The following is a 22282-nucleotide window of genomic DNA, read 5'->3' as shown; positions in this document are numbered from 1 at the left end:
GGCGATCGCATTTATTGTAGGCGTGTTCTTTGAACGCAGCAATCAACGCGAGGCCTGTGCCCAGCGCGGCGAATGGCTGGATGGTCTATGTGTGAAAACGGAAGAGCCAAATGAGTGATCTGATCTGCGTAGGCACCATTGCAGGTTCTTACGGAGTGCGCGGAGAAGTGCGCCTGAAAAGCTATTGCGCGGTCCCCGAGGATATCGAAGCCTATTCACCCCTGACCGACGAGAGCGGCGCAGAGCGCTACCCTCTGGTACTGACCCGAACGATCAAGAACGGCTTTGCCGCACGGCTGGGCGGGGTTGAGTCCAAAGAAGAGGCTGATGCCCTCAAGGGTCTGCGTTTGTTTGCGCGGCGCGATCAGCTGCCGTCGCTGCCTGATGACGAGTTCTACCACACCGACCTGATCGGGCTGGAGGTCTACGACACCGGCGGCACCCTGCTGGGACGCGTCAAATCCGTGCAGAACCACGGTGCGGCAGACCTGCTGGAATTGCACGGACCCGGCCTGAAATCGACCGTTTTGCTGCCCTTCACGCTTGAAGCAGTGCCAACAGTTGATCTGGATAAGGGCCGCATCATCGCCGACCCGCCGGAGGGTCTGATCTGATGCGGCGGGTTCTGCTGCATCTCGGCCTGCACAAAACCGGCACAACTGCGGCGCAGTCATTCCTTTATGATAACCGCGATCTTATATGGCCGCATTTCGCGCTGGTCCTGCCCTACAGAACCAGAAAAGCTGGGCTGTCGCGCGCGGCCACCAACCATTCCATCTATGGTACAGTTGGAACACTGTCCGAATTTGGCTCACTGATACGTGACTTTCTGGACACGCTCGATTTCGGCGAGAAGCGCGGGCTGATCGTCAGTGAGGAGAATTTCGCGGGCCTGCGCCCCAGTCGCAATATCGAACAGGGCTATGCGGCGGCGCCGGAACTTGCGGCTTGTCTTGTCGATGCGATCCATCACCGTTTTGCCGGTCAGGAGATTGAAATCACGATCTACCTGTCCTTGCGCCAGCGTGGCGGCTGGCTGCGCAGCCTCTGGGCACATGATTTGAAACGCACGCGTCAGGTGCAGGACTTCGAAACCTTCCGGTCGAATATGGACCACTTGCCGTCCCTTCAGGACACGGTGAACCAGATCAGGGAACGGCTGCCATCCATCAATGTTGCCGTGGAATGGCTTGAAGAATTGCAGTTGCGGCGCTTTGGCCCAGGCACACCGTTTGCCGAATACATTGACCTGCCCGGGAACAAGGCCAACCTTCTGGTGCCGCCCTCCAAAGTCAATAACCGTTTGCCCGAGGACATTTTGGCCGAGTTGCTGGACCTGAACCGTTCCCGGCTGGACGAGGCCGCCCTGATCGAACAAAAGACCGCGATTATTGACCGCGCCAAAGACGCGCTGATCGGTACAACATGACAGAAAAGCCCGGTAAATCCCACGGCCGCAAGGCGATCCGACCGACTCTGAAGCCGCGCGAGTTGCTCACGCCCACGCCTGATCTGCACGGCGTGTGGAAGGCCAAGATCATCACCCTGTTCCCCTCGGCCTTTCCCGGCGTGTTGGGCGAAAGCCTGACTGGCAAAGCGCTGCAGGAGGGGCTGTGGCAGTTGGAGACGGTTGATCTACGCCAATTCGGTGTGGGCAAGCACCGCAATGTGGACGATACACCTGCGGGTGGCGGCGCGGGCATGGTGCTGCGCGCAGACGTACTGGGCGATGCGATCGAGCATACTATGGCTGGCGTACAGGGTAACTGGCCGCTAATCTACCTCAGCCCACGTGGTCGCCGGATGGACCAGCGCATGATGCAGAATTTCGCGCGCTGCGACGGCATGACCCTGCTATGTGGTCGGTTCGAGGGTGTTGATGAACGGGTGCTTGAACATTATGGCGTTCAGGAGGTTTCGCTGGGCGATTTCGTGATGACCGGCGGCGAGATCGCGGCGCAAGCCCTGATAGACGCAACCGTGCGACTGATCCCGGGCGTGCTCGGCAACCAGGCCTCGGCTGAAGAAGAGAGCTTTTCTTCGGGCCTGCTGGAGCATCCGCAATACACCCGGCCTGCCGACTGGAAGGGCCGCCAGATCCCGGACATCCTGATGTCCGGTCATCACGGCCGTATCGCAGAATGGCGCCACGATATGTCAGAGCGGATTACTCGCGAACGGCGGTCGGATCTGTGGGAGACTTATCTGAATGCGCGCAAAGATCGTCAGGAGTGAGTCACCGGACTGTGGCCTTTTGGGCGCAGTCCAAGGACTTCGCGGCGGCCCACTTGAAGTTGATTTTTGCACACAATAATCAACCTTTAATAACCTATAACCACGCAATTTTGCGTTCAATACAGGCTGCATTGATGAAAGTAGTTTTGCTAGTCGCCGTTCTGGCCGTTTCCGCCTGCGCTGTAAAGCCTTTGAACGGATCTATCCCAACCCAGCAAGGTCACACTCTGGCATCCGCGCGCAATGCGGTACTTGATTGCACCGGAGAGGCGGACGAAGGTGGCAATAGCGCGGTCATTGGCGGTTACACGACCAACGTCCTTCTTTTCGGGATCATTCTAGGCCCGCTCGTCACTGTTCCGATGCAGGACGAACTGCGGACGCAGGGCGAATATGATCAGGTTGACCGGTGTCTTGCTGAGCGCGGGTTCGAGCGGCGCGAACTGACGGGCAATGAGTCCGCGTGGTTAAACAACGCTTCCAAGCATGAGCGTGTGCGTCGCCTGGATCATCTGGTCGGTGGCGGCACGGTCGAATCCTATAGCTTCGCCAACGTTCAGTAGTTCCCCGCCTTCCAGCGTGCCCAGATATCCGGGTGGCCGTTGAATGTGTTGATATCCACCTTACCCTGAACACCGGGCACCAGCCCGGTGCCGGTATATTGCCAGAACCGCCAAACCGCTTTGGGGTAAACGTTGCGCGGATGCCCGGCGACTGAGCGCAGCCAGAACTCAGTTTTAGGCAGGCGCCCGATATTCGTGTCGCCATAGAAATCCACAGTCGTATATACGATCGGTCGGCGGCCATAATGGCGTTCGAGGATGTCGAGAAACCGCTGCGCCTCGGCCCGAACGGTGGCACCATCCGGCCTGAGAGTGCAGGTCTTGGAATGGGGTGTCCATTCCATATCCAGCACATGCGGAAGGTCAGCCCCTTTTGGTACGTTTTTTATGAACCACCGGGCCTGTTCATGGGCAGGGCGGCAGAAATAGTAGTAGTGATATGCCCCCCACGGCACACCCGCGCCCTGCGCTCCGCGTCGATGGTCGTCAAACATCGGATCTGCCACGTCACCGCCCTCGGTCGCCTTGATAAACACAAAGCTGACACCGGACGCCCTAGCCCTGCGCCAGTCTATCGGTCCTTGCCAGCGCGATACGTCCAGCCCGTGAACCGGGTAATGCCCCGGGTGCCGCCCTTCCCACTCATGTGGGTCGGCATCTCCAAAGGCCGGGAAAATCACTGATGGCGAGGTTGTGTCCAGAAAAGCTTTTGCCTCGACCTCTTGTGGCCGGGGACTGTTGCGACCGCAGGACATGATCGCAAGGGCCATTACGGCCAGCATCAATGCTATGCGCATGATCCATTCCTGTTTTAAATTTCTGCTCGTATAATTGAGTCCAGAATGCCTGATCGCAGCCGCAAGGCAACGGCGTAGTTTTCAAGCGGCGAAAACCCACCGTCCAATGCCACAAATTATGGCAATTTTGGCTTGATCCCTGCCCGCAAAGCCCGTAAAGCAGCGCAATCCGGTGCCGCGACTTGCGACTCCGGTGTTTTGGTCTGCACCATGACGTGACGCCCGGCTTTCTTCAGCCAAGGCGCGGCAGGGCGGACCGAACCAAAAGGAACATTCGATCTGACCTCTGGCGGGCTGTACGCAGGACCCGGTGAAGACCAAGAGCTCTCAGGCCGTGCCCAAACTTCGTGGACCAACCACGAGCAGATAGGAGAAACTGCGATGGACCTGATCGCACAGCTTGAGGCGGAACAGATTGCCGCCCTGGGGAAAGATATCCCCGATTTCAAAGCCGGTGACACCATTCGTGTCGGCTTTAAAGTGACCGAAGGCTCGCGCACCCGTGTGCAGAACTACGAAGGCGTCTGCATCTCGCGCAAGAACGGCAATGGCATTGCCGGTTCCTTCACCGTCCGCAAGATTTCGTTCGGCGAAGGCGTGGAGCGTGTGTTCCCGCTGCATTCGACCAACATCGACAGCATCACCGTTGTCCGCCGTGGCCGCGTCCGTCGCGCCAAACTGTACTATCTGCGTACCCGTCGCGGTAAATCCGCGCGTATCGCAGAAGTTACCAACTACAAGCCCAAGGCTGGCGCCGAGGCGTAAGGAGCGGAAAGATGAAAAAAGACATCCATCCCGATTACCACTTCATCGACGTCAAAATGACCGATGGCACCGTGGTTCAGATGAAATCCACCTGGGGTAGCGAAGGCGACCAGCTGGCTCTGGAAATCGACCCCTCCTCGCACCCCGCGTGGACCGGTGGCTCGTCACGTCTGATGGACGCCGGCGGCCGTGTGTCGAAGTTCAAGAAGAAATACGAAGGTCTGGGCTTCTGAGCCTGACCCGTTTCGAATGCGAAAGGCCGTCCTTAGGGGCGGCCTTTTTTTCTGGCTTGAAAGGAATGGATTGGTCAGCTTCGAGCCCTTGTTGACCTTGGTATGACTGCTGTGTGAACTGAAAAAATGCAATAATACTCCCGAAAGCGACCGCTATGAACGAAGCTGAGTTCTCCAAGTCGATTGACTGTGCCTTTCCCTACGCCAACCGTGAAAAAGTTATAGAACTGGTTGATGTCGCTCTTTCAATATCCACTAATGCTGTGTTTATGGTCCTCGAAGAGATATGCCGCCCGCCCCAAAGCACCGGTGTGGCAAAAGAAACGCTTTCGGATCTGATAGATGTGTGGAGTGAGAGAGTAGATCACCCTTTAGCCCGATCCGTTGTTCCCATTGCGCGCCTGATGCTGGAAGGCACTCATTTGTCAGTTTATGAGGCCGAAAAAGCAGTGAGGAAAATTGCACCTTTCGAAGGTCAGTACAGTGCACTCAATATCGCTTACTTTTCCTGCGATGATACCGATGGAAGTGTGGAAACTGTAATCCACGAAGTTCGCGGAAGATGGGAGCATTCTTAATGGCAACTTTGTCCGCAAACTTGACCTTAGGCGCACCCAATGGAAATTGGGTCTTGGCCAATTTTGCCGGGCGTTCCGACATGGCCACGCAAGCTACATTATTTATTCCGAGTCAGTTCCACCGCACAGTGCACTGGCGGCACCGGTCCCCGCAACAATATCAGCGCCAGCGCCATCCCAATCAGCGCGCCAATCGCAGCAACCAGCATGGCGCTGTCAAAGGCGTTGTCCTGCAAGTCCCGCAGGGCTTTGGCCAAAGTGGTCCCGGCCGTAGGGTCCATCCCTGCGATCAGCTGCTGGATTTGACCAGGCGTGCCGTGGGCCAGGGCATGGGCCAAATCCTCGCGTTCGGTTGAACCGGCGGGAAGGGCTTTGATCACCTCAGACAAGCCCCGGCGGATTGTGATCGCCTCGGCCAGCCCCCCGACCACAGCGCCAAGGGTGGCCCCAAAATAGAGGAAGGCGTTGATGACGCCCGACCCCTGCCCCATATGTTCTTCGGGCAGCAGGCGCAGGCCGAGACGCGGCAGCAGGGAAAAACAGATGCCCATCCCAATCCCGACGATCAAAAGTTTCCACCAGATCTCGGCGTATTGCGTCGTGTTCGTTGTTGTCATCAGCAACAAAAATCCACAGGCCATCGCACCCAGACCAATCGCTACGGGCCATTGAAAACTGTAGGGCGCGAGAAACCGCGGTGCCGTGACCGAGACAACAAACATGCTGAGGCTGAGGGGCATGATCGCCAGTCCTGCGCCGATCGAGGAATAACCGAAGGCATCCGGCGACTGGACGAAGGTGTTGAAATACACGAAGAAGCAGAACAGCGTAAAACCGGTAAAGAACATCCCCGCAGCAGCCATGAAGTAACGCGGATGCCGAAAATAGCGCAGTTCGACCAGCGGATCATCACTTCGGCGCGAGGCGTAGACCAGACCAAGTGTCGCCACCGCCGCCACGCCCAGCGGCACAAGGGTCAACGGTGTGCCCCAGCCGTTGCTCTCACCGTTGCTAAGCGCAAAGGACAAGGGTCCGAGAAAAAGGAGTATCGCCAAGGCGCCCGGATAATCGAATTCGGCCCCAGCCAGACGTGTATCCGGCACGTATTTACCTCTGCTGACGCGTAGCCCGATCACAAAGGCAGCGGCAAGCAAAAGCAGATCGGTCGCAAATACCGCCCTCCAGCTGATATAATGGCCAAATGCGCCGCCGACGATCGGGCCGACACCAATTGCAAGTCCAACAATAGCCCCCCACGCGCCCGTTACGCTGGCGCGTTGGTCTTCGGGCGTGGCGGCGGTCAGCAATGACAAGGACGTGCCGAACAGAGCCGCCGCCCCTGCGCCCTGCGCGCCGCGGCCGAACAGCAGCATGGCGGTGTCCTGTGAGAACAAAACCGAGGCGGACCCGATGGCGAAGACGATCATGCCAATGAAAAACACACCCATCTTGCCGGTGATATCGCCCAGGCGGCTGACGATTGTGACAAGCGTCGCACTGGTCACGGTGTAGATTGCCATCACCCATTGCAACCCGGACGGTGTCAGATCAAACTCGGCTTTCAGGTTGGGAAGAATAGTTGCCACGGCTGTGGTATTGAAACCGACAACCATCATGCAGATCGCAGTCATCGCCAACACAACGCGGGCGCGCTTCTTTTGGACTTCTTCCTGAGAGTTCTCGTCGCTCATGAACTTGCCCCAAATCTTTGGTTCTTTAATGCAATTAATCAGCAGTTTAGCGATTTTTGCCGCTGCGCATAGGGCGCAAGTCAGATCCAGTACGAGAGGGCAATGGGCAGAACAATGATCGTGCTCAGCGTCGAGACCAAGATGAACCCCGCCACGTCCGGCCCGAATTCTGGCACGTGCTGGTCTATGAACAGATAGGTCGCCACCGATGACGGCATCAGGCAGCACAGGATCACCGCGCCGCGTTCTGCCCCCGTAAACCCGAATGCCCAGACCAGCCCGCTGGCGATCACCACTGCCATAACCAGATGCAAAGCCGTTAGCACCACTGCGCGACTGAGGCTTTTGATCTGCAAAGTCTCCAACGTGTATCCCAGCGTCAGCAACATCAGCGGGATCGAAAGACCGCCGAGAATATCAAAGGACTTGGCGACCGGCTGGGGCAGCTCAAATCCTGTGGCCATCAGTGTCAGGGATATGATCACCGCGTAGATTATCGGGGACGTGACGAGTTTCTTTAGTGAAAACTCTCCGGCCGGGATCCACATGCCGACGGTGAAGATGCTGATCAGTACAACGACGACAAACCCCATCGTATAGGCCATTCCTGTATCGCCCAATGCCAACAGGGTGATCGGCAGGCCGATATTGCCGACATTACCATGCATCAGCGGCGTCAGGAACGCGCGCGCCGGCAGGCGCATGGCTTTGAGTGCGACAAACCCAAATGCTCCGAAACCGGCGATAGCCAATGCGGCAGCAGCCATCACGTCAAGGAAGGTGCCGACAGCGATTTTGGTGGTGGACAGATGAGAAATGATCAGCGTCGGGTAGCCCACTCGAGACACGATCCCACCGATGACCTTATTGTCGAACGGCGCCTTGATCAGAGCCAAACTGTATCCGATACCGGCGCAGATCAGTACAGGCAGAACTACGTTCAGAACGTTCAGAAACAGATGCTCCAACGGCTGCCCCTATCGCAATTTTGCTGATCCGGACAGTGAAACAGGGCGCTGAATTTGACAAGCACTCACCCTAACCTGCCTACCTTTCGTAGTTTTCCAAATTAGAGTCTGTAATTGCACCGCAACAACGCTTGGGGTTCTTCCATTCGCGCCTCACACAACATATAGTGGCCTACAACAACGTGTGGGTAAGCACGGCGGGACATGGGAATACAGGCATGGCACATATCATCGTAGTGGGGAACGAGAAGGGCGGCGCAGGCAAATCGACCGTATCGATGCATGTGGCCACGGCGTTGGCCCGGCTGGGCCACAAGGTCAGCACCCTGGATCTGGACCTACGGCAGCGCAGCCTCGGGCGCTATTTCGAAAACCGCGGGAATTTCCTGAACGGCTCAGAAGCGCCCCTGCCGACGCCTCGCCACCACGACCTGCCCGAGATTGACGCGTCCACGCTCAAGCCGGGTGAAAACATCTATGATCACCGCCTGTCCGCCGCCGTGTCCGAGTTGGAGAGCGACAGCGACTTTATTCTCATCGACTGCCCCGGCTCGCACACCCGCCTCAGCCAAGTGGCGCATTCTCTGGCCGATACATTGATCACGCCGCTGAACGACAGTTTCATCGACTTTGACCTGCTGGCCCGGATCGATTCGAAGGGTGAAAAAATTCTTGGGCCATCCGTCTATTCCGAGATGGTCTGGAACGCGCGGCAACTGCGGGCGCAGGCCGGGCTGAAACCCATCGACTGGGTCGTCGTACGCAACCGCGTCGGCACGCAGCGCATGGTCAACAAGGAAAAGATGCAGCGTGCGATCGAATTGCTGTCGCAGCGCATCGGTTTCCGCGTCGCCTCGGGATTTTCCGAGCGGGTTATTTTCCGAGAACTGTTCCCACGGGGGCTGACCCTGCTGGACCTCAAGGATATCGGCGTCAAACAACTAAACATCTCGAACATCGCCGCGCGGCAGGAGTTGCGCGACATGATGAAAGAACTCAACCTACCCGGCGTTGAGATCGATTTCTGAGCATTGAGTGCCGGTCGGCAGGGTTGCTCAGGACACAAAAGCCGATTGCGACGAGCATTTCGACAACATCTTACTTTCCGGCGGCCATTCGTCTACGCGCATTTATTGCTCGACCATCGCGAATGTTCAGCCCCATCAGTGTTAGATTGGTCGCGCCCGCAATCAATTCGATGACCTGCACGGTGTAAAAGCTCGTGTCGAATGCGTCGGCGTTTGCTTTCGTGCTCAGATAGATTGCTGCAGGGACAAGAACCAGCAGACCATTAGCAGCTATGAACGGCATACGTTTTTTCTTGGCTATCGCCGGGTCATCCTTGCGTCGTCGACCTATGGACATGCCGGTCGCGCCCACAATCGCCATCGCAGGGATGAGGACAAAAAGACCGTTCAGGATCATGGATTTGACGGTGACAACAGTCGCGTAGGTTCCAAATAGCTCGCTGTAGACTGTGGAAGTCCAGAATATCAGGATCGTCAGAAAAGCGACGCCTCCGGCAAGTGGGTGAATTGTTCGCAACATCAGGCTACTCCCTTCAAAGTGCTACGCTACGCAGTGGTTATCGACCGCAAGTTTTCGAAACAGGTGCGGCCGCGCCACGGCGCTGTCCGGGTAATCTGAAATGCGGCGCTGGAATTCGGGATGGGTGAACGCCTCACAGAAGCTTTTGACATCCAGCCAGATGGCATAGTTCACAAACGTCGAACTGCCGGCGATGCCCTTGTGAAGCTGGGTCGAGATATACCCCGGCTGTGATTTCATGAAGTCTGCGTCATGCGCCCATGCCTTAAGCAAGGCGGCTTCATCCTTGGCATCAACCGTAAACAGGTTGATCAGTACGACCGGACCTTCATCCGTCTGCATTTGATCGGCCAGGGTGGAAATTCGATCCAGTTCTTCGATGCGAGCCATTGCGTTTCCTTTCGTTTTAAATTTACATAGCACACTATGTAATATTGCATAGCATGCTATTCAAGTGTAAATTTCATGCATGGATTTTAAGAAAGAAAACTCGGCCGGATATCTGGTCAATCACATGGCGAGACTGTTCGCAAAGGAGCTGCAGCAACGTATTATGCCACTTGGTATTGTTGTTGGGCAGTTCCCAATTCTGCTGGAGCTTTGGTTAAGGGATGGTGTTTCACAAAAGGACCTGTTGAAGAAAATCGATGTTGAACAAGCCACGCTGGCGAACACACTCAACCGAATGGAACGGGATGGCTTGATAAAGCGGACAAAGAACCCTACTGACGCAAGGGCCCAATTGATCTGGCTAACGGACAAAGCCAAGGCACTTCGAGACAGAGCATATGATGCGGCGCAGAATGTGAATGCCGAAGCACTTCGTGTTCTGAATGAACCAGAGCAAGCGCAATTCATGGAGTACATGCGTAAGATAATCGACGGATTGCGCTCGGGTTAAGTAAGGTCAACTTACACGCAAATTAGAACACCGAACCGGACGATTGTTATTTAGGCGAGTCGTAAACCGTAAACAGCTCTTTCGGTTCTGCCACACCCCGCAACATGTAGCGCCCCACCGAAATCAGGTCCTGGGCGCAGGGTTGCGCAGCACGGGCCACGTCATCCGAGATCAGGATTCGCTGACCAAGCGACCGATGCATCCCCGCAATTCTGGCTGTCTGGTTCACAGCCGGACCGATGACGGTAAAGTCCAGACGGGTTTCCGCGCCGATATTGCCGTATAGAATCTCGCCTGCATGAAGGGCCAGCGTATAGTTGGATACGGGCAAACCATCAGCTGTGCGCCGCGTGTTCAAGTCGGCCATCCGCTTTTGCAGCTCGACCACCGCACCCAGCGCCGCACGGGCGTCTGCATCGATCTCACCGACATCGAACATGGCCATCAGCCCGTCGCCCATGAACTTGAGGATACTGCCATCACATTTGTGGACAACGTCGACCGCCACGGCCAGATAGTCGTTCAGCATCTCGATGATCTCGTTGCCCGGCAGTTCTTCGGACAGGCTGGTGAAACCCTCAAGATCAAAGTTCCAGATCACAGCATCGATCTGCTGTAACGAGCCCCGCCGGATCTCACCCGACAAAACACGACGCCCGGCGTCGCGGCCCAGGTATACCCGCATCAGATCCTTTGAAACCCGTGCGTTTGACGCTGATTTCAACGCCAGCCCCAGATGCGGCAGTGCCGTATTGATCAGAGACAGGTCGCTATCCTGAAACCCTTCGGGCGCGTCGGATGTCCACGACAACAGCACTCCGTCTACGGCCTTTTTGGCATCTTTCGGTGCGTTGTGGGTTGGAACGTCAAAACTTACGCCGGTTGCATAATAGTCCGTTGCGCCGATCTCGCGCAGGTCATTCAACAAGGGAAACCGGCTGGGTTCGTTCTGATCGACCAGACGTTCGTGAATCGCATCCACTTCATTGTTCAGGATCGCAAACAGCGGGCTTTGCTGCCACTGTTCGCTTGGCTGTTCCGAGTATTCAAAGGTCTGGTACTCTCCACCCTGCCCGTGATACCAACTATAGCCGGTTCCGCCGTAAACCGGGTGCAGCGCCGACTGAGCAGCGTGAAATCGCATCAGCGGAACTCCCAGGTCAACCAACCTGTTGCAATAACCCTCCAGCAGTTCTTCCTTGTCTGCACCTTCAAGGCCGCGCGTCACCAGCCAATTGATCAGATCGATTGATTTCGCCGCGTCGGGGTCCGGGGCCGTCATGTCATAATCCTGTGTCCACTCAGGGTTTAATCTGTGTGCGCTGGCGTTTGATTACCAGTGTTCACCCTATATCGGCCAGCCGTCGCAGCATTTTGCGCAACACGGCAGTCTCCTCAGCGCTGAACATTGCCGCAAGTTTCGCATCGTATTGCTGCGCTATGCCGCGCAATTCGCGATAGACCGACAGGCCAATGGGAGTAAGTGTCAGTTGCTCGACCCTGCGGTCGGCTTCGCTTCGCGCGCGGGCCAGAAACCTTCGGGCCTCCAGTTTGTTCACAGCGCGACTGACTTTGGTTTTGTGAATTTTGGCTCGTTCACCGATCTCTGTCGCGGTCAGCTCGCCGTAGATGCCCAGATGGAACAACACCCGCCATTCCGTGCGCAGCATTCCATATCGGTCATTATAAACATTCTGAAACTCCAATGAACTTTCCTCGGCCGCCCGGTTCAGCAGGTAGGGCAGGAAATCAAGCAAATCAAAGTCATCTTTTTTTGTATAATCGTCTTGAGTCATTCTTGTTAGTTACAAAATCAACTATTAAGCGGCAAGCAGCAAATGGAGGAACACCGGATGAACCGTCCAACTGATCCGCATAAACTGACACAGGCCAGCACCCCTGTTGGCACGCATGAAGGCTATATGCCCGGCTTTGGCAATGACTTCGAAACCGAGGCGCTGCCTGGGGCTCTGCCGCAGGGTATGAACAGCCCACAACGGTGCAATTATGGCTTGTATGGCGAACAGTTGAGTGGTACCGCCTTTACCGCAAACCCGCCCGAGCGGACATGGTGTTACCGAATCCGCCCTTCGGTAAAGCACTCGCATCGTTACGAAAAAATCGACGTCCCCCATTGGAAATCAGCGCCATGCGTCGATCCGGATGTGGTCAGCCTGGGCCAGTACCGTTGGGACGCCGTGCCTCATTCCGATGAGGGCACGACCTGGCTAACCGGTATGCGCACGATGACCACGGCGGGGGATGTGAACACTCAGGTGGGCATGGCCAGCCACATCTATCTGGTCACTGAATCGATGGTGGATGACTACTTCTACTCGGCCGATTCCGAGTTGCTGGTTGTCCCGCAGGAGGGCCGTCTGCGCTTTGCGACCGAATTGGGAATCATCGATCTGGAACCTAAGGAAATCGCCATCATCCCGCGCGGCCTGGTGTACCGGGTTGAGGTACTGGAAGGCCCTGCACGCGGATTTGTTTGCGAGAATTACGGCCAGAAATTCGAATTGCCGGGCCGTGGTCCGATCGGTGCCAACTGCATGGCCAACCCGCGCGATTTCAAAGCCCCGGTAGCAGCGTTTGAAGACCGCGAAGTGCCCTCGACTGTAACCGTAAAATGGTGCGGGCAATTCCATACCACGAAGATCGGTCAAAGCCCGCTCGACGTGGTTGCGTGGCACGGGAACTATGCGCCATACAAATACGACCTGCGCACCTATTGCCCGGTCGGCGCGATCCTGTTCGACCATCCCGATCCATCGATCTTTACCGTGCTGACCGCGCCGTCTGGTGACCCGGGCACAGCCAATATCGACTTTGTCCTGTTCCGCGAACGCTGGATGGTGATGGAAGACACGTTCCGCCCGCCCTGGTACCACAAAAACATCATGTCCGAGTTGATGGGCAACATTTACGGCCAGTACGACGCCAAACCGCAGGGCTTTGTTCCGGGCGGTATGAGCCTGCACAACATGATGCTGCCGCATGGGCCGGACAAGGAAGCATTTGAGAAAGCCTCGAATGCAAATCTTGGGCCGGACAAGCTGGACAACACGATGTCCTTCATGTTCGAAACGCGCTTTCCACAACATCTGACACCCTTTGCCGCCAACGAGGCGCCAATGCAAGACGATTACATTGACTGCTGGACGTCGCTAGAGAAAAAATTTGACGGAACACCGGGTAAGAAGTGACACCCGATAAAGGTCTGGAGACAAAATGCCTTTGATGAATTCCTGGGTGGCCTCGGCCAATGATGCCGAGCACCCGTTCCCGCTGAACAACCTGCCTTATGGCGTGTTCTCGACGGAAGGGTCTGACCCGCGCTGCGGCGTGGCGATTGGCGACATGGTTTTGGACGTCACAGCCGCAGAGACTGAGGGCCTGATCGAGCTGAGCGACGAACCTCTTTTCGACCTTCCGTTCTGGAACCCACTTATGGAAGAAGGGCCCGCCGTCTGGGCTGCTCTGCGCAACCGGCTGACAGAGCTGCTGGCCGAGGGATCCGCTGAACAGGCAAAGGTCGAACCTCTGCTGGTCAATCAAAGCGAAGCCGAATTGCACATGCCCTTCGCTGTCAGCGAATACACCGACTTCTATGCAGGTCGTCACCACGCGCAAAACGTCGGCACCATGTTCCGCGGTCCGGAAAACGCGCTGCCGCCGAACTGGTTGCATATCCCGATTGGCTATAACGGCCGGGCCTCTTCGGTCGTTGTTTCGGGTACCGATATCCGCCGCCCCTGGGGTCAGTTGAAATCGCCGGATCAGGATCGGCCTGCATTCCTGCCCAGCCGCCGCTTTGACATCGAACTTGAGATGGGCGCAATCGTCGGCACACCTTCGGACGGGCCGATTTCCGTGCAGGAGGCAGACGACAACATCTTCGGTTACGTTCTGCTAAACGACTGGTCGGCTCGCGACATTCAGGCGTGGGAATACCAGCCTCTTGGCCCGTTTCAGGCCAAAGCGACCGCGACCTCGATCAGCCCGTGGATCGTGACCAAAGCTGCGCTGGAACCTTTCCGATGTGACACGCCCGAACGTGAATTCGAATTGCTGGATCACCTGAAGGACTGCGGACCGATGCTCTATGACATCGATCTGGAAGTCACGATGGCCCCCGGGGGCAAGGATGCCACCACCATCGCGCGGACAAACTACAAGGAAATGTACTACTCCGCCGCTCAGCAACTGGCCCATCATTCAACATCGGGCTGTCCGATGAACACGGGCGACCTGCTGGGATCAGGCACAATTTCCGGTCCGACCAAGCCCGAGCGCGGCTCGCTGCTGGAACTCAGCTGGGGCGGGAAGGAACCGCTGACGCTGGACACAGGCGACACCCGCAGTTTCATCGAAGACGGTGATACACTGACCCTAAAGGGGGCCGCCAGGGGCAACGGCTATACAATCGGTTTCGGCGATTGCGTGGGCGCTGTTCTGCCTGCTCTCGAAAACCCCTACGCACGATAAGGAGCCCATCATGGCAAAGGCATTCGCGTCCCAGGGGGACATGTCAGAAAAGAAAATCTCGTTCACCGAGGTTGGCGAGGGTCTTTACGCGTTCACCGCCGAGGGTGATCCAAACTCGGGCGTCATCATCGGTGATGACAGCGTGATGATTGTCGAGGCACAGGCAACCCCGCGTCTGGCAAACAAGGTGATCGAATGTGTGAGGTCCGTCACCGACAAGCCGATCACCCATGTTGCTCTGACCCATTACCACGCGGTCCGCGTGCTTGGCGCCAGCGCCTTCGGTGCGCAGCAAGTCCTGATGTCGGACATGGCCCGCGCCATGGTCGTCGAACGCGGGAAAGAGGACTGGGACAGCGAGTTTCAACGCTTCCCCCGGCTGTTCGAAGGGCATGAGAGCATCCCGGGCCTGACCTGGCCCACAACCACGTTCAGCGACACGATGACCGTTTATCTGGGCAATCGTCGCGTGGATCTTATGCATCTCGGCCGCGCCCATACGGCTGGCGATATCGTCATCCATGTACCAGATCAGAACGTGATGTTTACCGGCGACATCGTCGAATACCACTCGGCCTGCTACTGCGGCGACGGACATTTCAGCGACTGGGGCGACACGCTGGACGAGATCAAATGGTTCGACGTCGACGCCATCGCTCCGGGACGGGGTGATGCGCTCGTTGGCAAGGACATGGTGAATGCCGCCATCGAGAACACACGCGATTTCGTCGAAAGCACCTACCGCCCGGCGGCCAAAGTGGCGGCTCGTGGTGGGACGCTGAAAGATGCATGGGACGCGGTGCGCGCAGAATGCGACCCGAAATTCGCCGATTACGCGATCTACGAACACTGTCTGCCATTCAACGTCGCCCGCGCCTATGACGAGGCCCGCGGTATCGACACCCCGCGCATCTGGACCGCCCAGCGCGATCTCGAGATGTGGGAAGCACTGCAGGGCTGAAGAAATGGGCAAAACTTGATCCAGATCGTTTTGCCCCGGGAAAATCGATGAGACCATTGGTCAAAGCCTCCGGCATCGCCATGTCGGAGGACCGATCCTTGTGCGCCGTCGGCGCCAGAGCACCGGGGGAGAGCCCATGAACAAGATTTTCGAAGTTCCACTCTACGCCTACGAACGCAGTCCGGACCAGGATACAGCAACGCCAGTGCGTCACAAGGTAATCGTGATTGGCGCGGGGCCGATCGGATTGGCCACCGCAATCGATCTGGCCCAACAGGGGGTCGAGGTCGTTGTGCTGGATGACAACGACAAGGTCAGCTTTGGTAGTCGGGCGATCTGCTTTTCGCAACGCACACTGGACATCGCTGACCGTCTCGGCGCGGGCCGTCAGATGTTGGACAAAGGCGTGCTGTGGAATGTCGGCAAAGTCTATTTCGATAAGCGCGAAGTTTATGAGTTCAACTTGCAGCCTGACGAAGGCTATGCCAACCCCGCATTCATCAACTTGCAGCAATACTACTTCGAAAAAGCCTTTGTTGACCGCGTGAGGGAATTGCAGGCCGAAGGCGCATCCATCGAAATCCGCGGTCGCAACAAGGTCGAAGCCATCGGCACCCATGACGATCACGTCAAGCTTGAGGTCGAAACGCCCGAAGGCCCCTATAACATCGAAGCCGACTGGCTGATCGCCTGCGACGGTGCCAATTCGCCAACCCGCCGCATGTTGGGGCTGGATTTCGAAGGGCGCGTGTTCGAGGACAACTTCCTTATTGCCGACGTTGTGATGGAGGCAGATTTCCCAAGCGAGCGTTGGTTCTGGTTCGACCCGCCCTTCAACCGCGGCCAATCCGCGTTGCTGCACAAACAGCCCGACAATGTCTGGCGCATCGACCTGCAGCTGGGCTGGGACATCGACAAAGAACGCGAGCAACAACCCGAGAACGTCATCCCGCGACTGAAGGCGATGTTGGGTGATGACGTCAAATTCGAACTGGAATGGGTGTCGATTTACACATTCCAGTGCCGCCGGATGGAACGGTTCCGCTATGGTCGGGTGCTGTTCGCAGGCGACAGCGCCCATCAGGTCAGCCCGTTTGGCGCCCGCGGAGCCAATTCCGGTCTGCAAGACGCAGATAACCTCTGCTGGAAGCTGAAGATGGTGATCGATGGAAAATCGCCCGAGCTTCTTTTGGACAGTTACAACCGCGAGCGCGTGCAGGCCGCTGATGAGAATATCCGCATGTCCACGCGCTCGACAGATTTCATCACACCAAAATCCGATATGTCCCGTTTATTGCGGGACGCAGTGCTGGACCTCAGTGAGCAATATGAATTCGCGCGTCCTCTGGTCAATTCCGGGCGGTTGAGCACGCCCTGCACTTATGTAGGGTCTTCTCTGAGCTCAGCCGATGCCCTGAACGGGCCGGACATAACACAACCGGGGTCGGCCTGCCCGGATGCACCGCTGGGGAATGATTTCCTGTTACCGAAACTTGCGGGCAAATTCACCCTGCTGACCATCGACGCCGATGCCCCTGAGCAGATCGAAGAAGACGGGGTCGAGGCCACGCGTCTGGCCTTGTCTGTCAAGGATGATCCGACGCTGGAACTCAAACGCCGATACCTGGGCAATGCGACCAGTGCCGTGTACCTGATCCGGCCGGATCAGCACGTGGCGGCACGGCGCGACAGCTTCGAAGACAACGCTTTCCGGCAGGCAATCCGCCGGGCAATCGGCAAGGAGTAAGCGAGATGGCCGATCTAATCCTCACCCCGAATATCGAAAATGCCGATGATTTTTACGCCGGGTTGCTGGCCGCCCATGACGGGCTGGAAAAAGCTGACAGCGATGCGCTGAATGCGCGACTGGTCCTTGTACTGGCCAACCACATCGGGGATAGCAACGTGTTGGCGCAAGCTCTGGACGCTGCTGTACTCAAGGATACCTGACCCGGTGCGCAAAGGGATTCTTTAGAATTACCAGCGGTCATCGAGAATTTGGATCAAATGTGCGGTTTGGGCCTGTTCCTGGTCCAAACCACTGCACAGGGGTTGTGTACGCATATGGCTGGGAACAGTCGCCGAATACGCTTACGTTCTTCCTAGCGGCTGAAGGAGGTCCATATGCCCGAAATCACCGGCTATCACGCCCATGTATATTTTGACGCGGACACGCAGGACATCGCACAGCAAGTCTGCGAAGAGGCCGCTCGTCGGTTTGCCGTTCAGATGGGCCGGATGCATACCCGAAATGTAGGACCCCATCCGCGCTGGAGCTGCCAATTGGGCTTTGCACCGGACGCGTTCGATCATGTTATTCCGTGGCTGATGCTGAACCGGCAAGGGCTGACTGTCTTCTCCCATCCGGAAACCGGTGATCATCTGAAGGATCACCGCGACCGGACCATCTGGATGGGTGAAATGCTCGAACTCGACCTGTCGATCTTTGAAGAAACGGGCGCCTAGTTCAGCGCCCGCGCCTGATCCCGCAGTTTGAACTTCTGGATCTTGCCCGTCGATGTCTTGGGCAAAGGTCCGAACACGACCGTCTTGGGGGATTTGAAATGGGCCATATTGTCCCGGCAGAATGCAATGATGTCCGCTTCGGTTGCCTGCGCATCAGGCTTGAGTTCCACAAAGGCGCAGGGCGTCTCGCCCCATTTTTCGTCCGGGCGCGCAACAACTGCAGCCTCCATCACAGCGGGGTGTTTGTAGAGGATATCCTCCACCTCGACCGATGAGATATTTTCACCACCCGAAATGATGATGTCCTTCGACCGGTCCTTGAGCGCGATATAGCCGTCCGGATGCATCACGCCCAGATCACCCGAGGCGAACCAGCCACCACGGAATGCCTTGTCCGTAGCCGAAGCGTTTTTAAGGTAGCCTTTCATGACAACGTTGCCCTGCATGAAAATCTCACCCATGGTTTCACCATCGGCTGGCACAGGTTCCAATGTCTCCGGGTCAGCCACCATAAGCCCCGACAAGGCTGTATACCGTACGCCCTGCCGGACCTTGAGCGTGGCGCGTTCTTCGGCCCCTTTGCTGTCCCACTCGTCTTTCCAGGCACACACGACTGACGGGCCATAAGTCTCCGTCAGGCCGTAAACATGGGTCACTTCGATACCCATATTCTCCATATTTGAGATCACGGCCGCAGGCGGCGGCGCACCTGCCGTCATCACCTTGATCTGGTGGTCGAAATCCTTGAGGTGATCGGGCGCGTTGGCCAGCATATTCAGAACAATCGGCGCACCGCAGAAATGGGTGACCTTTTCCTCTCGGAACGCAGCATATATGGGTTCCGCCCGTACCGCCCGCAGACAAACCGAAACACCCGCGTTGGCGGCCATTGCCCAGGGGAAACACCAGCCATTGCAATGGAACATCGGCAGGGTCCAGAGATAGACCGAGTGTTTCGGCATATCCCAGTCCAGCAAATCCGACTGCGCATTCAGTGCGGCCCCACGATGGTGGTACACCACGCCCTTAGGGTCGCCCGTGGTGCCTGAGGTATAGTTCAACGTGATCGCGTCCCACTCGTCCTGAGGCAAGGACCAGTCGAACTCCGGGTCGCCTTCGTCCAACAGCATCCTGTAAGTCAGGTTGCCCAGCTTTTCACCGCCATCAAAGCTCGTGTCTTCGATATCAATCACCAATAGGTCGTGATCGACCTGCTTCAATGCCTCTTTGACCACGCCAGAAAACTCTGGATCGACCAGCAGCACCCTGGCCTCAGCATGGTTCAGGATGAAAGCAATGATAGGGGCGTCCAAACGTGTATTGATTGCGTTCAGAACGGCACCCGTCATCGGCACGCCAAAATGCGCCTCATACATCTCGGGAATGTTGGCGGCGATGATCGACACCGTGTCGCCTGCCCCGATACCGCGCATCGAGAGGGCCCCGGCCAATCGCCGACAACGCGCATAGGTTTCAGCCCAAGAATATCGACGTTCTCCGTATACTACCGATGGGTAATCCGGATAGATCTGCGCCGTCCGCTCAATGAAACTCAGCGGGGTTAGCGGTGTGTAATTAGCCCGGCATTTGTCCAAATGACGCTCGTAGATATTTGTGGCAGTCATCTGCGGATCCTCCCAAATCGCAAGTGGCGCGAATTGAACATAAAGTTGGCCGCGAGACAAATCCGTAGAAATACGGCGCAGGCAGATTGAAATACGGCACGCCGACGGACTGGCGATACGAACCCGGTCAATCTGGCCCTATCCAATGCTGGCCTTTCACGTTGATCTGAAGCATGAAAACGTGACCAGGACATGGTGTTCCTGGGTCTCGCGCAGCGTTATTGAATGAAAGGACATGTCATGGACGGCACGTTCAACGAAAACGATCTTTCCCGCGTAGTCGAGGCTGACCGCGCCCATATCTGGCATCATCTGATCCAGCATAAACCCTTTGAAACCAATGATCCCCGCATCATCGTCGAAGGCAAAGGTATGCGCGTCTGGGATCAGAAAGGTAAAGAGCACTTGGATGCCGTATCCGGTGGCGTTTGGACGGTAAACGTAGGCTATGGCCGCGAATCGATCTGCAAGGCGGTCTACGACCAGCTGATGAAGCTGTGCTATTTCGCCAACTCCGCGGGCTCGATTCCCGGATCGATCTTTGCTGAGAAACTGATCAGCAAAATGCCGGGCATGAGCCGCGTCTACTACACCAACTCGGGCTCTGAGGCGAACGAGAAGGCGTTCAAGATGGTTCGCCAGATCGCGCATAAGCGCTATGGCGGCAAAAAGACCAAAATCCTGTATCGCGAACGCGACTATCACGGCTCGACTTTGGCGACGATGTCGGCCGGTGGTCAGGACGAACGCAACGCGCAATACGGTCCCTTTGCGCCCGATTTCGTGCGCGTGCCGCATTGCATGGAATATCGCAAGCACGAGCTGGACGGCGCGCCCGAAGAGAACTTCGGCGAATGGGCCGCGGATCAGATCGAAGAGGTCATCCTGCGCGAAGGCCCCGAGACCGTCGGTGCACTGTGTCTTGAGCCCGTCACCGCCGGTGGTGGCGTGATCGAAGCACCCGAGGGCTATTGGCAGCGCGTGCAGGAGATCTGCAAAAAATACGACATCCTGCTGCACATTGACGAGGTCGTCTGTGGCGTGGGCCGTACCGGCACCTGGTTCGGCTATCAGCAATACGGTATCAAGCCCGATTTCGTGACAATGGCCAAAGGTGTTGCCTCGGGCTATGCGGCGATTGCCTGTCTGGTGACCACCGAAGACGTCTTTGACATGTTCAAAGACGATGCCGCAGACCCGCTGAACTATTTCCGCGACATCTCGACCTTTGGCGGCTGCACCGCCGGTCCGGCAGCGGCGATCGAAAACATGCGGATCATCGAGGATGAAAATCTGCTGCAAAACTGCACCGACATGGGCGATCGCATGACTGCCAACCTGCAGGCGCTGATGGAAAAGCACAAGGTCATCGGCGATGTTCGTGGCAAGGGCCTGTTCCTGGGCGCAGAACTGGTGGCGGATCGCTCGACCCGCGACCCGGTGGATGAGAAACTGGCGCAGGCCGTCGTGGCCGACTGTATGGCCCAGGGCGTGATCATCGGCGTCACCAACCGCTCGGTTCCCGGCAAGAACAACACGCTGTGCTTCTCGCCCGCGCTGATCGCAACACCGGATGACATCGACCAGATCACTGACGCTGTCGATGGCGCGCTTGGGCGTGTGTTCGGGTGATTTGACCGGGCCGTAGCGGCTCAACAATGACCATGAAAACCGGTGCGACCTGCGCCGGTTTTTTTGTTCAGATACGCAACGGTTTGCCTAAATCCTGATCTCGGATAGCCTGTGACCATTCATTTTAGGAGATCGACCGATGATACTCAATTTCGTTCGTAGCTTTGCAATCGTTCTAGCACTTTCTCTCGCCAGCCCGGCCAGTGCCGAGCAAGGCAGCGGTTTCCCCCAGATCGTCGGCACCTGGACCGGCACCTATCTGGTGGCTTTCGCCAAATCGAACCCGAACCACGAAAAAGGTCTGCTGAAGACCGAGATGGAATTGGAGATCACCAAGCTTGACGGCAACCTGATCACCGCCACCAACCGCTGGCGTCGGATAGGTGACAGCGAGTGGATCGTTGAAGAAGCAATGGGCACCTTCAGCCTGGACGACCCAACCCGCTTTGTGCTGGCCGAGGCCGGTATATCAGGCGAGGATGTCTCCGCAGGGATCTTCAACGGTGTCTATCTGGATGACGTGATCATGATCACCTATGCCGGTCCGGGCACCGGAGTCGCCTTTGCGGCGCAGCTGGTCAAGAATGACGGGGACAAGTAAACCCACCCCAATCGTGATAGCAGGTGACAACGGCCAACCACCGACGCAACCGGCGTTGCACTGGGGCGTGGCGTTCCGTGAGATGTCCAATTCAGGAAGCCTGTTGCTAGGCTACTTACCAAGTCTGTACTTTTTGGATGATGTCACTTGTTTATGTTGTCGGCTCTGCGGGTGTGGTTTCAACGGATCGACGCAACACAGGCATCAAATTTCTCTGCTGGTGTTAG

Annotated in this window: 25 protein-coding genes; 17 read left to right on the top strand and 8 right to left on the bottom strand. The window is 57.0% G+C overall.

Annotated elements, in window-relative coordinates; translation table 11 throughout:
* The first annotated feature begins 110 nt into the window (after positions 1–110).
* The 4 genes from rimM to GOX66_RS17100 all read left to right on the top strand — a co-directional run bounded on the left by rimM (position 111) and on the right by GOX66_RS17100 (position 2798).
* Positions 111–614, top strand: a complete 504-nt coding sequence (gene rimM, locus GOX66_RS17115; protein WP_170763961.1) for a ribosome maturation factor RimM — start codon at positions 111–113, stop codon at positions 612–614.
* Entirely contained in the window at positions 614–1429 is an 816-nt protein-coding gene (locus tag GOX66_RS17110; protein WP_170763960.1) for a hypothetical protein, read from the top strand. Before rimM ends, GOX66_RS17110 begins: the two co-directional genes overlap by 1 nt.
* Positions 1426–2235, top strand: a complete 810-nt coding sequence (gene trmD, locus GOX66_RS17105; RefSeq protein WP_170763959.1) for a tRNA (guanosine(37)-N1)-methyltransferase TrmD — start codon at positions 1426–1428, stop codon at positions 2233–2235. The genes GOX66_RS17110 and trmD overlap by 4 nt, the downstream gene beginning before the upstream one ends.
* Positions 2236–2369: 134 nt before the next feature.
* Positions 2370–2798 carry a hypothetical protein gene (locus GOX66_RS17100; protein ID WP_170763958.1) on the top strand — a complete coding sequence of 143 codons (429 nt, stop codon included), beginning with the start codon at positions 2370–2372 and terminating at the stop codon, positions 2796–2798.
* On the opposite strand, the gene GOX66_RS17095 is transcribed toward GOX66_RS17100, so the two are convergent.
* Positions 2792–3595 carry a glycoside hydrolase family 25 protein gene (locus GOX66_RS17095; protein WP_170763957.1) on the bottom strand — a complete coding sequence of 268 codons (804 nt, stop codon included), beginning with the start codon at positions 3593–3595 and terminating at the stop codon, positions 2792–2794. The two genes, GOX66_RS17100 and GOX66_RS17095, sit on opposite strands and share 7 nt — an antisense overlap.
* 381 nt (positions 3596–3976) lie before the next feature.
* On the opposite strand from GOX66_RS17095, the gene rplS reads away from it, so the two are divergent.
* The 3 genes from rplS to GOX66_RS17080 all read left to right on the top strand — a co-directional run bounded on the left by rplS (position 3977) and on the right by GOX66_RS17080 (position 5171).
* A complete protein-coding gene (rplS, locus tag GOX66_RS17090; RefSeq protein ID WP_170763956.1) occupies positions 3977–4360 on the top strand; it encodes a 50S ribosomal protein L19 in 384 nt (127 codons plus the stop codon).
* 11 nt (positions 4361–4371) lie between these two features.
* Complete coding sequence (gene rpmE, locus GOX66_RS17085) at positions 4372–4593, top strand: 50S ribosomal protein L31 (RefSeq protein ID WP_170763955.1); 222 nt, start codon at positions 4372–4374, stop codon at positions 4591–4593.
* A gap of 155 nt (positions 4594–4748) precedes the next feature.
* Positions 4749–5171 carry a hypothetical protein gene (locus GOX66_RS17080; protein ID WP_170763954.1) on the top strand — a complete coding sequence of 141 codons (423 nt, stop codon included), beginning with the start codon at positions 4749–4751 and terminating at the stop codon, positions 5169–5171.
* 98 nt (positions 5172–5269) lie between these two features.
* Here GOX66_RS17080 and GOX66_RS17075 read toward each other — a convergent pair whose 3' ends face one another.
* Positions 5270–6862, bottom strand: a complete 1593-nt coding sequence (locus GOX66_RS17075; RefSeq protein ID WP_170763953.1) for an MFS transporter — start codon at positions 6860–6862, stop codon at positions 5270–5272.
* 80 nt (positions 6863–6942) lie between these two features.
* Entirely contained in the window at positions 6943–7830 is an 888-nt protein-coding gene (locus GOX66_RS17070) for an AEC family transporter (protein WP_170763952.1), read from the bottom strand.
* A 218-nt stretch (positions 7831–8048) separates the two neighbouring features.
* On the opposite strand from GOX66_RS17070, the gene GOX66_RS17065 reads away from it, so the two are divergent.
* Entirely contained in the window at positions 8049–8858 is an 810-nt protein-coding gene (locus GOX66_RS17065; RefSeq protein WP_170763951.1) for a division plane positioning ATPase MipZ, read from the top strand.
* A 70-nt stretch (positions 8859–8928) separates the two neighbouring features.
* Here the strand turns inward: GOX66_RS17065 and GOX66_RS17060 are convergent, their stop codons facing one another.
* Complete coding sequence (locus GOX66_RS17060; RefSeq protein ID WP_170763950.1) at positions 8929–9378, bottom strand: hypothetical protein; 450 nt, start codon at positions 9376–9378, stop codon at positions 8929–8931.
* Between the two features lie 21 nt (positions 9379–9399).
* Entirely contained in the window at positions 9400–9768 is a 369-nt protein-coding gene (locus GOX66_RS17055; RefSeq protein WP_170763949.1) for an antibiotic biosynthesis monooxygenase family protein, read from the bottom strand.
* A 79-nt stretch (positions 9769–9847) separates the two neighbouring features.
* Between GOX66_RS17055 and GOX66_RS17050 the strand changes: the two genes are divergently transcribed.
* Positions 9848–10279 (top strand): MarR family winged helix-turn-helix transcriptional regulator, encoded by a 432-nt coding sequence (locus GOX66_RS17050; RefSeq protein WP_170763948.1) that lies wholly within the window; start codon positions 9848–9850, stop codon positions 10277–10279.
* Positions 10280–10325: 46 nt separating this feature from the next.
* Here GOX66_RS17050 and GOX66_RS17045 read toward each other — a convergent pair whose 3' ends face one another.
* Both GOX66_RS17045 and GOX66_RS17040 read right to left on the bottom strand, forming a co-directional pair.
* On the bottom strand, positions 10326–11561 hold the full coding sequence (locus GOX66_RS17045) for an adenylate/guanylate cyclase domain-containing protein (protein ID WP_170763947.1): 1236 nt from the start codon (positions 11559–11561) through the stop codon (positions 10326–10328).
* 61 nt (positions 11562–11622) lie between these two features.
* Positions 11623–12075: a MarR family winged helix-turn-helix transcriptional regulator gene (locus GOX66_RS17040; RefSeq protein ID WP_170763946.1), complete on the bottom strand. Its 453-nt coding sequence runs from the start codon at positions 12073–12075 to the stop codon at positions 11623–11625.
* Between the two features lie 57 nt (positions 12076–12132).
* On the opposite strand from GOX66_RS17040, the gene hmgA reads away from it, so the two are divergent.
* The 6 genes from hmgA to GOX66_RS17010 all read left to right on the top strand — a co-directional run bounded on the left by hmgA (position 12133) and on the right by GOX66_RS17010 (position 18197).
* Positions 12133–13488, top strand: a complete 1356-nt coding sequence (gene hmgA / locus GOX66_RS17035) for a homogentisate 1,2-dioxygenase (RefSeq protein WP_170763945.1) — start codon at positions 12133–12135, stop codon at positions 13486–13488.
* Positions 13489–13513: 25 nt separating this feature from the next.
* Entirely contained in the window at positions 13514–14770 is a 1257-nt protein-coding gene (gene fahA / locus GOX66_RS17030) for a fumarylacetoacetase (RefSeq protein ID WP_170763944.1), read from the top strand.
* Between the two features lie 10 nt (positions 14771–14780).
* Positions 14781–15731: an MBL fold metallo-hydrolase gene (locus GOX66_RS17025; RefSeq protein ID WP_170763943.1), complete on the top strand. Its 951-nt coding sequence runs from the start codon at positions 14781–14783 to the stop codon at positions 15729–15731.
* A 136-nt stretch (positions 15732–15867) separates the two neighbouring features.
* A complete protein-coding gene (locus GOX66_RS17020) occupies positions 15868–17478 on the top strand; it encodes an FAD-dependent oxidoreductase (protein ID WP_170763942.1) in 1611 nt (536 codons plus the stop codon).
* 5 nt (positions 17479–17483) lie between these two features.
* Entirely contained in the window at positions 17484–17681 is a 198-nt protein-coding gene (locus tag GOX66_RS17015; RefSeq protein WP_170763941.1) for a DUF2783 domain-containing protein, read from the top strand.
* A 174-nt stretch (positions 17682–17855) separates the two neighbouring features.
* Positions 17856–18197 carry a DOPA 4,5-dioxygenase family protein gene (locus tag GOX66_RS17010; protein ID WP_170763940.1) on the top strand — a complete coding sequence of 114 codons (342 nt, stop codon included), beginning with the start codon at positions 17856–17858 and terminating at the stop codon, positions 18195–18197.
* On the opposite strand, the gene GOX66_RS17005 is transcribed toward GOX66_RS17010, so the two are convergent.
* Positions 18194–19822 carry an acyl-CoA synthetase gene (locus GOX66_RS17005; RefSeq protein WP_170763939.1) on the bottom strand — a complete coding sequence of 543 codons (1629 nt, stop codon included), beginning with the start codon at positions 19820–19822 and terminating at the stop codon, positions 18194–18196. The two genes, GOX66_RS17010 and GOX66_RS17005, sit on opposite strands and share 4 nt — an antisense overlap.
* 240 nt (positions 19823–20062) lie before the next feature.
* Here GOX66_RS17005 and GOX66_RS17000 point away from each other — a divergent pair, with 240 nt between their 5' ends.
* Positions 20063–21454 (top strand): aminotransferase family protein, encoded by a 1392-nt coding sequence (locus GOX66_RS17000; RefSeq protein ID WP_170764043.1) that lies wholly within the window; start codon positions 20063–20065, stop codon positions 21452–21454.
* A gap of 139 nt (positions 21455–21593) precedes the next feature.
* Entirely contained in the window at positions 21594–22055 is a 462-nt protein-coding gene (locus tag GOX66_RS16995; protein WP_170763938.1) for a hypothetical protein, read from the top strand.
* The last annotated feature ends 227 nt before the right edge of the window (positions 22056–22282 follow it).

The organism is Ruegeria lacuscaerulensis (assembly GCF_013031245.1).
GTDB classification, from domain to species: Bacteria; Pseudomonadota; Alphaproteobacteria; order Rhodobacterales; family Rhodobacteraceae; genus Ruegeria; species Ruegeria lacuscaerulensis_C.
The sequence above is the reverse complement of the archived record's forward strand: the minus strand, read 5'-3'. Positions and strand labels throughout refer to the sequence as shown.

Excerpts from the sequence above, each read along its gene's own strand:
- GOX66_RS17110 (WP_170763960.1), top strand. The coding sequence starts at position 614 with ATGCGGCGGGTTCTGCTGCATCTCGGCCTGCACAAAACCGGCACAACT.
- GOX66_RS17065 (WP_170763951.1), top strand. The coding sequence starts at position 8,049 with ATGGCACATATCATCGTAGTGGGGAACGAGAAGGGCGGCGCAGGCAAA.
- GOX66_RS17015 (WP_170763941.1), top strand. The coding sequence starts at position 17,484 with ATGGCCGATCTAATCCTCACCCCGAATATCGAAAATGCCGATGATTTT.
- rpmE (WP_170763955.1), top strand. The coding sequence starts at position 4,372 with ATGAAAAAAGACATCCATCCCGATTACCACTTCATCGACGTCAAAATG.
- GOX66_RS17095 (WP_170763957.1), bottom strand. The coding sequence starts at position 3,595 with ATGCGCATAGCATTGATGCTGGCCGTAATGGCCCTTGCGATCATGTCC.
- GOX66_RS17060 (WP_170763950.1), bottom strand. The coding sequence starts at position 9,378 with ATGTTGCGAACAATTCACCCACTTGCCGGAGGCGTCGCTTTTCTGACG.
- GOX66_RS17010 (WP_170763940.1), top strand. The coding sequence starts at position 17,856 with ATGCCCGAAATCACCGGCTATCACGCCCATGTATATTTTGACGCGGAC.
- GOX66_RS17020 (WP_170763942.1), top strand. The coding sequence starts at position 15,868 with ATGAACAAGATTTTCGAAGTTCCACTCTACGCCTACGAACGCAGTCCG.
- GOX66_RS17055 (WP_170763949.1), bottom strand. The coding sequence starts at position 9,768 with ATGGCTCGCATCGAAGAACTGGATCGAATTTCCACCCTGGCCGATCAA.
- rimM (WP_170763961.1), top strand. The coding sequence starts at position 111 with ATGAGTGATCTGATCTGCGTAGGCACCATTGCAGGTTCTTACGGAGTG.
- GOX66_RS17050 (WP_170763948.1), top strand. The coding sequence starts at position 9,848 with ATGGATTTTAAGAAAGAAAACTCGGCCGGATATCTGGTCAATCACATG.
- rplS (WP_170763956.1), top strand. The coding sequence starts at position 3,977 with ATGGACCTGATCGCACAGCTTGAGGCGGAACAGATTGCCGCCCTGGGG.
- GOX66_RS17080 (WP_170763954.1), top strand. The coding sequence starts at position 4,749 with ATGAACGAAGCTGAGTTCTCCAAGTCGATTGACTGTGCCTTTCCCTAC.
- GOX66_RS17040 (WP_170763946.1), bottom strand. The coding sequence starts at position 12,075 with ATGACTCAAGACGATTATACAAAAAAAGATGACTTTGATTTGCTTGAT.
- GOX66_RS17075 (WP_170763953.1), bottom strand. The coding sequence starts at position 6,862 with ATGAGCGACGAGAACTCTCAGGAAGAAGTCCAAAAGAAGCGCGCCCGC.
- trmD (WP_170763959.1), top strand. The coding sequence starts at position 1,426 with ATGACAGAAAAGCCCGGTAAATCCCACGGCCGCAAGGCGATCCGACCG.
- GOX66_RS17000 (WP_170764043.1), top strand. The coding sequence starts at position 20,063 with ATGGACGGCACGTTCAACGAAAACGATCTTTCCCGCGTAGTCGAGGCT.
- GOX66_RS17045 (WP_170763947.1), bottom strand. The coding sequence starts at position 11,561 with ATGACGGCCCCGGACCCCGACGCGGCGAAATCAATCGATCTGATCAAT.
- fahA (WP_170763944.1), top strand. The coding sequence starts at position 13,514 with ATGCCTTTGATGAATTCCTGGGTGGCCTCGGCCAATGATGCCGAGCAC.
- GOX66_RS17025 (WP_170763943.1), top strand. The coding sequence starts at position 14,781 with ATGGCAAAGGCATTCGCGTCCCAGGGGGACATGTCAGAAAAGAAAATC.
- GOX66_RS17100 (WP_170763958.1), top strand. The coding sequence starts at position 2,370 with ATGAAAGTAGTTTTGCTAGTCGCCGTTCTGGCCGTTTCCGCCTGCGCT.
- GOX66_RS17005 (WP_170763939.1), bottom strand. The coding sequence starts at position 19,822 with ATGACTGCCACAAATATCTACGAGCGTCATTTGGACAAATGCCGGGCT.
- GOX66_RS16995 (WP_170763938.1), top strand. The coding sequence starts at position 21,594 with ATGATACTCAATTTCGTTCGTAGCTTTGCAATCGTTCTAGCACTTTCT.
- hmgA (WP_170763945.1), top strand. The coding sequence starts at position 12,133 with ATGAACCGTCCAACTGATCCGCATAAACTGACACAGGCCAGCACCCCT.